At 29.8% G+C, this 13,776-nt stretch carries 9 protein-coding genes; 8 read left to right on the top strand and 1 reads right to left on the bottom strand.

Translation table 11 applies throughout. From position 1 onward, the window contains the following. The first annotated feature begins 98 nt into the window (after nucleotides 1–98). The 7 genes from ACW9UN_RS10205 to ACW9UN_RS10175 all read left to right on the top strand — a co-directional run bounded on the left by ACW9UN_RS10205 (nucleotide 99) and on the right by ACW9UN_RS10175 (nucleotide 8,351). Nucleotides 99–1,031, top strand: coding sequence for a hypothetical protein (locus tag ACW9UN_RS10205; RefSeq protein WP_459486161.1), 933 nt, complete (start codon nucleotides 99–101; stop codon nucleotides 1,029–1,031). A gap of 239 nt (nucleotides 1,032–1,270) precedes the next feature. Further along, a complete protein-coding gene (locus tag ACW9UN_RS10200; RefSeq protein WP_459486160.1) occupies nucleotides 1,271–2,023 on the top strand; it encodes an SDR family NAD(P)-dependent oxidoreductase in 753 nt (250 codons plus the stop codon). A gap of 1 nt (nucleotide 2,024) precedes the next feature. Continuing rightward, complete coding sequence (locus ACW9UN_RS10195) at nucleotides 2,025–2,888, top strand: aldo/keto reductase (RefSeq protein WP_459486159.1); 864 nt, start codon at nucleotides 2,025–2,027, stop codon at nucleotides 2,886–2,888. Between the two features lie 119 nt (nucleotides 2,889–3,007). Then, on the top strand, nucleotides 3,008–3,643 hold the full coding sequence (locus tag ACW9UN_RS10190) for a lipoprotein signal peptidase (protein WP_459486158.1): 636 nt from the start codon (nucleotides 3,008–3,010) through the stop codon (nucleotides 3,641–3,643). A 75-nt stretch (nucleotides 3,644–3,718) separates the two neighbouring features. Then, a complete protein-coding gene (locus ACW9UN_RS10185) occupies nucleotides 3,719–4,324 on the top strand; it encodes a DUF4230 domain-containing protein (RefSeq protein ID WP_459486157.1) in 606 nt (201 codons plus the stop codon). A gap of 30 nt (nucleotides 4,325–4,354) precedes the next feature. After that, a complete protein-coding gene (gene uvrC, locus ACW9UN_RS10180; RefSeq protein ID WP_459486156.1) occupies nucleotides 4,355–6,160 on the top strand; it encodes an excinuclease ABC subunit UvrC in 1,806 nt (601 codons plus the stop codon). Then, nucleotides 6,150–8,351 carry a patatin-like phospholipase family protein gene (locus tag ACW9UN_RS10175; protein WP_459486155.1) on the top strand — a complete coding sequence of 734 codons (2,202 nt, stop codon included), beginning with the start codon at nucleotides 6,150–6,152 and terminating at the stop codon, nucleotides 8,349–8,351. Before uvrC ends, ACW9UN_RS10175 begins: the two co-directional genes overlap by 11 nt. A gap of 13 nt (nucleotides 8,352–8,364) precedes the next feature. Here ACW9UN_RS10175 and ACW9UN_RS10170 read toward each other — a convergent pair whose 3' ends face one another. Further along, on the bottom strand, nucleotides 8,365–10,620 hold the full coding sequence (locus ACW9UN_RS10170; protein WP_459486154.1) for an inorganic phosphate transporter: 2,256 nt from the start codon (nucleotides 10,618–10,620) through the stop codon (nucleotides 8,365–8,367). A gap of 256 nt (nucleotides 10,621–10,876) precedes the next feature. Between ACW9UN_RS10170 and ACW9UN_RS10165 the strand changes: the two genes are divergently transcribed. Further along, a complete protein-coding gene (locus ACW9UN_RS10165) occupies nucleotides 10,877–13,615 on the top strand; it encodes a TonB-dependent receptor (RefSeq protein ID WP_459486153.1) in 2,739 nt (912 codons plus the stop codon). Nucleotides 13,616–13,776 lie beyond the last annotated feature (161 nt).

Genomic DNA, 13,776 nt, shown 5'->3' with positions numbered 1-13,776 from the left:
AAACTTAAAATCAATAGTTTAATCCATTCATATAAGAATGGATTTTTTTTGGCACGTAATTTGAATATTGATAAGTATAACCATAAAACAGAAAGCTTATGAAGACGCTAAAACTACTTTTTACGATTATTATTACAGGGTCATTATTAACTTCTTGTACCATTTATAATGATGGTTTTGTAGAAGAATATCCATTAACTTTAGAAGATGTTGTTAGTGGTTACGATTTATGGTATGTAGATTATCATAGAACAACAGGTACTGGAGATGTACCTTATGTATCTAGAGCATTTACATTATCGTTTATCAATGGCATTTTATATGCAAATAATAATATTGTGGATATTGGAAGAACAGGAAATGGTTTCGGAATTGATGTAGGAACTTACAATGCTTTCAATGGCCTTTTAGAAACCAATCACGATGTAGATGGTTTTAACGATTTTGAAGTAGATATTATTTCTAACAGCGAAATTAGATTGTACAATTATAGAGAAAATGTAGCATACTATTTAGTAGGATATAGCATTAACAATTTCGATTACGACAGGTTGTTTTACGAAAACATAGAATATTTTTTACAAGAATACGAAGCTTGGGAAAAAATTAATGTAGTTGGAGGTAGCGAAAATCCTTTTGATAATGAAAACTACTTAGGATTTACACCAGAAAATATAACAACATTTTATAGTTCTCAAGATAATCTTGGCACACAAATTGCAAACATTAATTGGGATTATGTAGGAGGATATGAAATATTTGATGTAAATGGTTTTGACGACCTTAAAATTTTAACATTGAATTATGATGGTGGAGATATAGAAGAGTTTGAATTAAGCGTTGTTAATGATGGAAGGATAAGTCTTTATCACCTTAGTTCAGACACAACATATGAGTTTTTAGGTAGAGGTTTTATACAATATTTAAAAGGTGAAAAGAATGTTAAAAGTGCTAAAGAGGTTGTAAGGAATAACAACAGAAAACGTACTAAAGTAATAAGAAAAACAAAAGATAGAAGAAATTTAAAATAAAGTTTGGTTAGTTGATTTTTGGTTGGTTATTTTAAATAATCAATCGAAAGAGAAGCCACCCTGAGGAGGGTGGCTTTTTCGTTGTTTACAATTGACAAAAAGTAGTTTTTTAAAATAAAAATAAAGTAAATTTCTTTCACTATTTTTATACACTATTTGTCAACTTAAGCGCAGTAAAAAGATGTTTGTACAAAACCTAACCTACATCAATAGAACTGTATTAAAATACAATTAAAAAAATGAAAAAAACAGCATTTATAACAGGCGCTACATCCGGAATTGGTAAGGCTACAGCAGAATTATTTGCCCAAAATAATATAAAATTAATTCTTTGTGGTCGAAGACAAGAGCGATTAACTAAATTACAAGAAACATTAAGCAATCAAACAGAAATAATTACACTAAACTTCGATGTTTCTAAAAGAGAAGAAGTACAAAAAGCAATACAATCGTTGCCTAAAAATTTTCAAAATATCGATATTTTAATCAATAATGCAGGTAATGCACACGGTTTAACTACAATTCAAGAAGGTAATATTGATGATTGGGATGCCATGTTAGATATCAATGTAAAAGGCCTATTGTATGTATCAAAAGCAATTATTCCAAAAATGATTGATAATAACTCAGGTTTTATTGTAAATATTGGCTCTACAGCAGGTAAAGAAGTCTATAAGAATGGTAATGTGTATTGTGCCTCAAAATTCGCTGTAAACGCTTTAAATAAATCCATGCGATTAGATTTAAACGAATACAATATCAGAGTTGCAGGTATTCATCCAGGTTTGGTAGAAACCGAATTTTCTGATGTACGTTTTAAAGGAGATACAAAAAGAGCCAAAACCGTTTACAAGGGTTTTAAAGCCTTACAGGCAGAAGATATTGCAGACATTATCAACTTTGTAGTTACAAGACCTTATCATGTAAATATCGAAGATTTAGTGGTATATCCTACAGCGCAAGCAAGTGCAACAATAATAAATAAAGAATAAAATGCCAAAATCAGAAATAGTAATAGGATGCATGTCTTGGGGAAAATGGGGAAAGCAGTTTTCTACCAAAGAGCAAATTGAAATGATTCAATTCTGTGTGCAAAATGGAAATACCACTTTTGACCATGCAGATATTTATGGGGATTATTCTACTGAATCAGAATTCGGAAAAGCTTTGATTGAAAGTAAAATTGATCGAGATAAGATAAAATTGATTTCTAAATGTGGTATTCAATTGGTGGGAAATGCAAGAACCAATACAATAAAGCATTATAATTATTCTAAAAAATATATTATTGATAGTGCACATCAATCGTTAAAAAATCTTAAAACAGATTATTTAGATACTTTTTTATTGCACAGACCAAGTCCGCTAATGGATCCTAACGAAATTAGAGATGCCATCTTAGAACTACAAGAACAACAAAAAATCTTGAATTTTGGAGTATCTAATTTTACACCATCTCAAGTAACGTTAATTAACGATAAAATTCCGGTTACCGTAAATCAAGTTGAGTTTTCTTTAAGTCAACCTTCTGCAATGAACAATGGTAGTTTAGATCAGATGTTACAAAACCAAATACAACCTATGTGTTGGAGTCCATTAGGCAAGGTTTTTAGAGCAGAAAATGAGCAATCGAAAAGAATTAAGGCTGTACTAGAAAAATTAAAGAATAAATACGCAGTTTCTGAAGACGTTCTTTTACTTGCATGGATTTTAAAACACCCCGCAAAAATATCTCCAGTAATTGGTACAACCAATACAAACCGAATTTTAAACGCAAATAAAGCGCTTTCTATAAAGTTAGATTTAGAAGATTGGTTTGAGCTTTTACAAGCAAGTAAAGGAAGAGAAGTAGATTAATAGTGCTATTAAAACTTTAACAAAAAAAAACGGTAAAAAAACTCATAGATATAGAGTTTAAATTAAGAGTAATCTATTCTGAATAATATTCTTATTTTTGTGGCTTCAAAAACAGCGAAATGTCAAAAAAGAATATTGCAATTCTTACGATTTTAATCACCATTATTTTAGATCAAGTTATAAAAATCTATATAAAAACTAACTTTGTTTTAGGTGAAGAAGTTAAAGTTTTTGACTGGTTTAGAATCCATTTTGTAGAAAATAACGGGATGGCAATGGGCATTGAATTTGGGGGTAATGCTGGTAAGCTTTTTTTAACAATATTCAGAATTGTAGCTGTAGGTGCTATTATTTATTGGTTACAAGGCACTATAAAACGTAAAGTACATAATGCCGTAATTATTGGTATTTCATTAATCTTTTCTGGTGCTGTTGGTAATATTATCGATTCTATTTTTTACGGAGTAATTTTTAATCATCCAAAACATGAGGTGGCTACTCTTTTTCCAGAAACCACAGATGGTAAACTGTTTTTTGGTAAAGTGGTAGACATGTTTTATTTTCCTATTTGGAGTGGAGATTTACCAGAATGGATTCCGTTTGTTGGCGGAGATCCATTTACTTTTTTTCAATATATTTTTAATCCAGCAGATTCCTATATTTCTATTGGTGTAGCCTTACTTTTTATTTTTAGCAAACAAGCTTTCCCCAAAGAAGATACTAAAGAAATTGAGGCAACAACTACAGAAGAATAATCTTTTTCTAATTTACATTTTGTTTTTTAGTAACTTGTGTTGTAATTTTTATCGAATTGCTAACACACTATATTTATGAAGGTTTCAAGGTACATTCTCGTTTTTTTAATCGGCTTTTTTATTGCAAAGTTTTGGTATCAAAAAGAAGATAAACATCAAACACAAGAAGAAATAAATGTAGTGGTACATTCCATTAAAAACTTAAGTAAGTTAGTGGTTTCTGGCAGTACTTTTTCTGAAGTGTACAATTTTAAAGATTCTAAAAAATATTTTTACGACTATTTATCTTTTGATAAACAAGCTATTGTAACTGTTAATGCTAAAGTAGAAGTGGGTTACGATTTATCAAAATTAGAAATTCAAATAGATTCTTTACAAAAGAAAATTTACATCAACAAAATACCTAAAGAAGAGGTTACTATTGCACCAGATATTAAATATTTTGATTTACAAGAAAGTCAGTTTAATACTTTTTCTAAAGAAGATTTAAATAAAATCAACCAAAAAAGCATCGAAAAAATAAAACAGACAGCTGCGTTAACCCACTTAAAAAAAGAAGCAAAAACACGTTTTTTCGAAGAAATTTCTAAAATTTATCAACTATCAGCTATTTATGGATGGCAAGTTGTAGATAATACCAACTCTATTTTTTTAACAGAATTTGAAGCACAAATCGATTAAATTATCACTCAAAATTAATTACTTTTGGGCATGTCTGCATCTTTAGAACTTCAAATACAAACCTTACCAAATGCTCCTGGTGTATATCAATATTTTGATAAGGAAGACAAAATTATTTATGTTGGTAAAGCTAAAAACTTAAAAAAAAGGGTAAGTTCTTATTTTACAAAAACGCACGATAGTGGTAAAACCAGAGTGTTGGTTAAAAACATAAACAGTATAAAACACATTGTTGTAAATACAGAAACAGATGCACTTTTATTAGAAAATAACTTAATTAAAAAGTACAAACCTCGATACAATGTTTTGTTAAAAGACGATAAAACTTACCCTTGGTTGTGCATTAAAAAAGAACGTTTTCCAAGAATTTTTTTAACACGAAGAGTTATTAAAGATGGTTCTGAATATTATGGGCCTTATACTTCTGTACGCACTGTAAAAGTACTGTTAGAGGTTATAAAAGATGTGTACGCTTTACGAACCTGTAACTACGATTTAAGTCGACAGAAAATTAACGAAGGTAGGTATAAAGTATGCTTAGAATATCATTTAAAAAACTGTAAAGGAGCTTGCGAAGCCTTAGAAACTGAAGCACATTATAACGAATCTATCAAAGAAATTCGAAATATTATTAAAGGTAATTTTAAAGAAAGTATAGAGCGTTTAACCAATTTAATGCATTCGTTTGCAACGCAAATGGAATTTGAGAAGGCTCAAAAAATTAAAGAAAAGCTAGATCGTTTAAACAGTTATCAAGCAAAAAGTACTATTGTAAATCCGTCTATAAGTAATGTAGATGTTTTTAGTATTATTTCTGATGAAACCCATGGATATGCCAATTTTTTAAAGATTTCTAATGGATCAATTATTCAATCTCATACCACAGAAATTAAGAAAAAACTAGACGAAACCGACAAAGAATTATTAGAGCTTTTTATTGTAGAAATTAGGCAACGTTTCCATTCGCAATCACCAGAAATTTATGTGCCTTTTAAAGTTGATATTGGTGAAGATATTAAAGTAACCATCCCCAAATTAGGCGATAAAAAACGAATTGTAGAACTCTCTGAACGCAATGCAAAATATTACAGACAAGAGCAGTTTAAACAGATAAAAATTGTAGATCCAGATAGGCATGTAAAACGAGTTATGGCGCAAATGAAAAAAGATTTGCGTTTAAAAGAAGAACCAAGGCATATAGAGTGTTTTGATAATTCTAACATACAAGGAACCAATCCTGTTGCAGCTTGTGTGGTGTTTAGAGATGGTAAACCTAGCAAAAAAGAATACAGACATTATAACATAAAAACAGTTGTTGGCCCAGATGATTTTGCATCTATGGAAGAAGTTGTTTTTAGAAGGTACAAACGCTTATTGGCAGAAGGCCAATCTTTACCTCAATTAATTATTGTTGATGGTGGAAAAGGGCAGCTTTCATCTGCAGTAAAAAGTTTAGAAATTTTAGGCTTACGTGGCAAAATTGCAATTATTGGTATTGCTAAACGCTTAGAGGAAATTTATTATCCAGATGATCCAATTCCTTTGTACTTAGATAAAAAATCGGAAACCTTAAAAATTACCCAGTTTTTAAGAAACGAGGCACACAGATTCGGAATTACGTTTCACAGAAATAAACGTAGTAAAAGTGCCATTCAATCAGAGCTAGAACAAATACCAGACATTGGCAAACAAACCATTACCAATTTATTGCGTAAATTTAAATCGGCAAAACGTGTTAAAGAAGCTTCTTTTGATGCTTTAAAAGAAGTAATTGGAAATGCAAGAGCTGTAAAAGTGCATGAATATTATCATCCTAAAAAAGAAAATGAAAGTTAAACTCTTTCTTTTAGCAATAGCTTTTCCAATATTGGTTATAGCACAACAAAAACAACCCAAAATAGGTTTAGTATTAAGTGGTGGTGGAGCAAAAGGTTTTGCACATTTAGGTATTTTAAAAGAAATTGACAAAGCCGGTATTCAATTAGATTATATTGGTGGTACTAGTATGGGTGCCATTATTGGTGGTTTGTATGCTACTGGATTTTCTGCAATTGAAATTGAGGAGATTGTAAAAAAAACCGATTTTGTTAGTCTTTTAAGAGATAAGCTGCCCAGAAGTTCTGCAACTTTTTTTGAAAAAGAGTATTTAGAAAAAACCAAAATTACCTTGCCTGTTACTAAAGGAAAAGTGGGCCTACCAAAAGGGGTATCTAAAGGTCAAAACATTTTAAACTTGTTATTTGAACTATTAGATAGTACCGAAAATATATCGGACTTTTCTAAACTTTCTATTCCGTTTTTTTGCGTAGCAACAGATGTAGAAACAGGCAATGAAGTATTGTTAGAAAAAGGTTCATTACCCTTAGCTTTAAGAGCAAGCGGTTCATTTCCAACACTATTAAATCCTGTAGTTATTGATGATAAATTACTTATAGATGGTGGTGTTGCTAATAATTTTCCGGTATCTATTATGAAATCTAAAGGAATGGATATTATAATTGGTGTAGATGTAGAAGGTAGGTTGGTTGAAAAAGAAAACCTAACTTCTGCTATTGAAATTTTGAATCAAATTGTGAGTTATCAGATGTATAATAAAAGCAAAAAAGAAAAAGAAAAGCTAGATGTATACATTCATCCAGATATTTTTAAGTTTAGTGTTGTAGATTTTGATAAAAAGGATGAAATCTTAGAAAAAGGAGAAATAGAAGCCAAAAAGTACCGTAAAATTTTTAAAGAACTTGCTGATAAACAAAAAGGAAAAAAAGAAAAAAAGCCCCTTGTTATCAATACCAATAAGCGCTACATTACAGCAATTAACTTAACAGGCTCTAAAAATTACACCAGAGCTTTTGTATTAGGAAAGCTAAAAATTAGAGAGGGAGATAGCATTACTAGACAAGAAATATCAAAAAGAATTAACTTTTTATCTGCCACAAAAAATTACGATAGAATAGCTTATCAATTACAACATCAAAAAGATAGTTCTTACCTATTAAGCTTTAATTTAAAAGAAGGTAAAGATAACGCATATGTAAGCTTAGGTGGTCATTACGATTTACTTTATAAATCTGGCGTTTTGGTAAACTATAGCCAAAAACACGTTTTAAGAAATAACGATTTATTTTCTTTAGATGTGGTTTTAGGCGATAATTTACGATACAATTTAAACTATTTTGTAGACAATGGTTTTTACATAAGTTATGGTTTGAAATCTAGATACAACCATTTCAGAACCAATTCTAAATTTAACCCTATCACGTCTCAGTTTCCAAATATTAGCACTATCAATGTAAGTTATACAGATATTACAAATCAATTTTTTGTACAAACTACTTTCGATAGAAAATTTGCTTTAGGATTAGGTGTAGAACATAAATTTTTAAAAGCAACTACAGAAACAATTTTAGTAAATAACGAAAAAACAGTTATAGATAATACAAACTATTATAATGTATTTGGTTACTTAAAACTAGATACTTACGATAAAAAATATTTTGTAACTAAAGGATACTTTGCTAATTTAAATTTTAAATGGTATTTGAATGCAACTGGCTATAATGATGCTTTTAGTAGTTTTGCACAAACCCGAGGAACTTTAGGTTTTGCTACAACATTTTTTAATAAATTAACGTTTCAAAACACTAATGAAGCAGGTTTTACGCTAAATAGTGCTGATTCAAATAACATATTCGACTTTTATTTAGGAGGATATAACCAAAATTATGTAAACACATTTGTATCTTTATATGGATATGATTTTGCAGAGTTATCTGATGATTCGTTTGTGAAATCAGAATTTTTATTAAGATATGCTTTTGCAGAAAATCACTATGCCACTTTTATAGCAAATTATGCAAGGTTAGACAGTAATGTGTTTAAAGATATCGAAATATTTAAAGATATCAAATCTGGTTATGCCTTGGGGTATAGTTACAATAGTTTAATTGGCCCAATAGAATTAAAGTATACATGGTCTCCAGGAACTTTACAAAACTTTTGGGTATTTAATCTAGGTTTTTGGTTTTAGTAACAATAAAAAATTACTTTGTGCTTAGATAAAACTCTTCATAGGTTTCAAGCAAGTTCATTAAAGCTTTCATTAAATCTTTAGTTTCTAGTAAAATACTAAAATACAAGGTAGAATTTTTTGGACTTGTTTCATCTGTTCTTATTCTTGCTACTTGCTTTTCTACAGATGTTGACACATTTTCTAATAAAACTCTTTTTTGAATTAAAATAGAATTTAAATCTTCAAAACCACGAGATTTAAAAACATCACTAACATTATCAAGAATTTGAGAAAGATCGTTATTTATAGCTTTTAAATCTTTTAATTGTCCCTTTTTTAAATTCTTATGGTTGTTGTTAACATGTTTAAAACTAGCTCTAGAAATATAACTAATAGATTGCGCTGCATCTTGTAAATAGCCTAAAACCATAATATAAAAACGACTGGCTTGTACAGAGGTTTCATCTAAAGATTTAATAAAATAAAATACGTTGTCTTTTAAATCATCAATCTCATTATTTAATTTTTCTACGTGTTTATCTGTTTTACGTAATTTATTTAAATCATGATTTGCCAAATCATTCACAACATTTGTATACAGTTTACTAACTCTACTAGCAACACCAGAAATATGATCTGAACTTTCTTCAATTACACCATTAATGGTAATTAATTCAGATCGTTCTATATGTGTTTTTCTTTTTATTTCTTTTGTTTTTTTTCTGTGTGCAATGGAGTTTTTTGTAATTAAAAAGGCAACTAATAACAAAAGAATAGGTATAAATGCAATGCTTAAACTTATTAAATAAGCCACAATACCAGCAGCTACAAAAGCAATAATTGCCGTTAAAAACCAGCCACCAATTACATTTAATACACCAGCTACTCTGTACACTGCACTTTCACGTCCCCAAGCTCTATCTGCTAAAGAAGTACCCATGGCCACCATAAAAGTAACATATGTTGTAGATAAAGGTAACTTCATAGAAGTGGCAATAGAAATTAAAACACTGGCCATAATTAGGTTTACAGAAGCTCTAACCAAATCAAAGGCTGGCATTTCAAAGGTTTTATCTTTAGGTAATCGAACAACTGGTTTTTCAAATTTTTTATTAATAAAATTTTGTGTCTTACTAGGTATTAGGTAGTTTACACCAGTATTTAAAAACATGGCAAAACGAACCACAACTCTAGATAAATTATTGGGTTGAAATTTCTCATGTCCTTCTCCTTGCCTAGATAAATCTATACCTGTTTTTATTACATTTTGTGCCTTGCTAGAAGTCCAAAGTGTAACCACCATAATTGCACCAGCCAACAGTAATAACCATATATTAGAAGGTACTTTTTTAGCCAAGCTGCCCATAGAAAAAGTATCTGGAGAAGTACCAGAAATACTAAAAGCTTCGCTCCAGGCTTCGTAAGAATTTAATGCAGCAATAGGCACTCCAATAAAGTTTACCAAATCATTACCTGCAAAAGCCATAGCTAAAGAAAAGGTACCAACACCAATAATTAGTACTAAGATATTCAATTTAAAAACTTTGGTAATTAAATGAGATAGAATAGACCAAATTATAAAACTAGCTCCTATAATCTCTAAAGTATTACCTTCTAAATATCCTTTTAAACTTCCATAAAATTGCGTTCCTTTTAACCCTTTAATGATAATAAAATAGGTAATAGCTGTAATCGCAAAACCACCAAATAAAGAATTAATATAAGCAGGCCTACTTTCAAAATTAAAAGAATAAATTACACGAGAAAAATATTGTACTATGGCACCAACAGTAAAAGCAACAACCACTGATAATAAAATTCCTAAAATAATGTTTGATGCAGTACTGTAATTAATATATTCCCAGATTGCAGATAAACTTTGGGTGTCATTTTGTGTAATTTTTATCAACGCAATTACAACAGCAGAACCTAACAATTCAAAAACAATAGAAACTGTTGTTGAGGTGGGCATACCTAAAGAGTTAAACACATCTAATAACAAGATATCTGTAATCATAACTGCCATAAAAATGTACATTACATCTTGAAATACAAACATACTTGGGTTAAAAATACCTTTACGAGCTACTTCCATCATTCCACTAGAAGAAACTGCACCAAAGAATACACCAACACTAGCAATAATCATAATATTTCTAACAGAAATAGCTTTAGAGCCAATTGCTGAATTTAAAAAGTTTACAGCGTCATTACTTACGCCTACTACCAAATCTACAATAGCTAAAACAGCTAATGCAATTAGCATTAAAATATATGGATCTTCCATTTTTGGGTCATCAATTTAAAAAAGCAAAGTTAAATACACAGCATATTGATAATGTTATCTTAATGTTATGAAATTTGCCCAACAATTCGCAAGTAAAAGTATCATTTTTATTTTGTATTCACCACCAACAAATTACTATTTACAAATTGGGTTTGATAACACTAAGTTAACAACTAATTAACTCAACCATAATTTACAACTAACATAGACTTTACAAAACAAACGGACTTTTGCAGCAGTAAATAATACACATAGAATGAAAAAATTTTTATTGATTACTTTTTTTGCTTTGAGTCAGTTTTTAATAGCTCAAGATAAAGGTAAATTAACAGGTTTATTATCTGATAAAGAAACCAATAACGAACCTTTACCTTTTGCAAATGTACTTATTAAGGGTACTACAATTGGTACAACTACAGATTTTGATGGTAAATACGCTCTTACTGTTCCAGCTGGTACACACACAGTTGTATTTAGTTTTTTAGGATATAAAACCATTCAGAAAACATTTACAGTAAAAGCAGGTCAGACAGTAACTATTAATCAACTAATGTCTGCAGAAGAAGGTGTTGCTTTAGATGATGTGGTTGTTAGGGCAGCTGTTGGTAGAGATAAAAAATCGGCGCTTTTAACAAAACAGAAAAACGCTACAGTAATTGTAGAAAGTATTGGAGCGCAAAGATTGTCCGAAACTGGTGTATCTGATGCATCTAATGCAACTACAAAAATTTCTGGTGTTACCAAGAGTGAGGGAACAGGAGATATTTATGTAAGAGGTTTAGGTGACAGATATTTATCTACAACAATGAATGGTTTACCAATACCATCTGATAATGTTGATAATAAGAACATCAACCTAAGTTTATTTCCAACAAGTATTATTGAGAATGTTGGTATAAGTAAAACCTATGCAACTTCTAATTATTTAGATCAAGCATCAGGTAACGTTAATGTAGAAACCAAGGGTTACAGAAGAAAAGAATTCTCAATTAGTGTATCTGGAGGTTCTAACACAAACGTTATGGAGCAATTTGGTGATTTTAGAAGAACCATTATTACAGATGATGTAACTATGGGTTTTCATCAAAAGCAATTTGCCGTTCAAGATTTAATTACAAGACAAGGTTGGGATACTAAAAGTCAAAGTACACCTTTAAACTTCAGTCTTTCACTTTCTGGTGGCACTAAGTTTGATGTTTTTGGTAAAGAGTTGTCAATATTTGCAACAGCATCACATTCAAAGTCATTTAATTATCAAAATGGATTATTTAAAATAGCAAGAGCCAACATTGTTGAGCAAATTTTTGATGATGTAGAAATATTTAATTCTAATGTAAATACAACTGCATACGCTAACCTTGGTTTAAAGTTAAATAATGATCATAAAATCAAATACAACTCTTTGTTTGTTGCAAAAAGTATAGATTATTTGTATGAACAAGGTAGAAATGGAACAGGTTTTGTTTTTGAGCAAGAACCCGAAGAAGATGGCGCTTTTGTAAGAGACCAAAATTTTAAACAAACATTAATGTTTGTAAATCAAGTTTTAGGAGAACATAACTTGTTTGAAAATAATACCTTAAAATGGGCTGTAGGTTTCAATTTTATTTTAGCAGAAGAACCAAATAGAATTAGAAATGAGGTAAGTATCTTAAACCCTACAACTGTTCAATATGCAAATAACAGTGCTTTTCAACAAAGAAAATCAAGCCAAAAAATTGAGGATAACGAAATCAATGCATACGTAAAAGATAGTTGGTCTTTAGGTGAAGCAGATGAAGATGATAATTTACCTTACAAACTTAATTTTGGTGTAAACTACAGACATAAAGAAAGAAACTTTAGATCTCTTTTTATCGGTGTTGATGCAGATGGTTTTCAAGTACCAAGTGTAGATGAGTTTTCATCAACATTTACTTCTACAGCATTTAATAATGGTTTACGATTGGTAGAAAGACCATTAGACAGGTATAATGGTACCTTTGATGCTATTGCTGGTTTTGCAGATTTCGATTTTCAATTTAATAAATTTAGTGGTAATGTTGGTGTAAGATATGAAAGAGACGAAATATATGTGGAATGGGATGTTGCCAATTTTCAAGGAAGAACAGGCTCTTTAAGCAGAGATTATAACAACATTAACCCAAGTATTAATTTAAAATATGAGTTAAATGACAGAAATTTTGTTCGTTTTGCAACAAGTATTTCTCAAACCTTACCAGAATTTAAAGAATTTGCACCATTTGAATACGTATCTCCAACAGGAAGGGTAACCAAAGGAAACCCTGATATAGAAAGATCTAATGTGTATAATGTTGATTTAAAATGGGAATTTTATCCTAGTAGTGAAGAGTTGGTATCTGTAACAACATTTTATAAAAAAATTGAAGATCCTATCAACTTAGCTCAAGCAAGAGGTTCTGCTGGTATTTTTCAATTTAATAATACTGGAGATGAAGCAAATATTTTTGGAATTGAAGTAGAGGGTAGAGTTGGATTTTTAAAAAATGAAGATGAAGAAAACTTAATGAGCCTAACAGGTAATGTTACTCAAATGTGGTTAACTCAAGATTTATTAACCAATTTTCAATACAATAACAAAACAGAATCTTCATTACAAGGTGCCTCAGATTTTATTCTTAACTCTGCACTTTCTTATAGCAATAAAAAAGAAAAAGAATTTATAGCTACCTTATCTGGTAACTATTCTTCTGATAAAATATTTGCATTAGGTAGCCCAGAAAGTTTTGCAAGTAGCGATACTTTATTCAATGAAGAAATTATTGAAAAAGGTTTTGTAACACTTGATTTAGTATTGAGCAAAGAAATCACAGAAAAATTAACAGCTCGATTTATTGGTAGAAACTTATTAAACCCTTCAATAAGACAAACACAAGATATTAGAAATTTAAATACAGGTATAACTACTACAGAAACTGTTTTACAGTACAAAAAAGGGAGTCAGCTATCATTAAATTTTAAATATACTTTTTAAAAAAACAGAATTAAACTACTTTTTTTAAAACTTATAAAAGATCGGTTTTTTTGACTTTAATGTTAAAAACCGATCTTTTTTATTGACGTAACACTAAGTTAACAAAAACCGTTTTTTCTTTTTTAACATTAACAATCACTTAATATTTACTTAAACAATAA

The organism is Polaribacter litoreus, from assembly GCF_054584775.1.
This window is presented reverse-complemented; position numbering and strand designations above follow the sequence as displayed.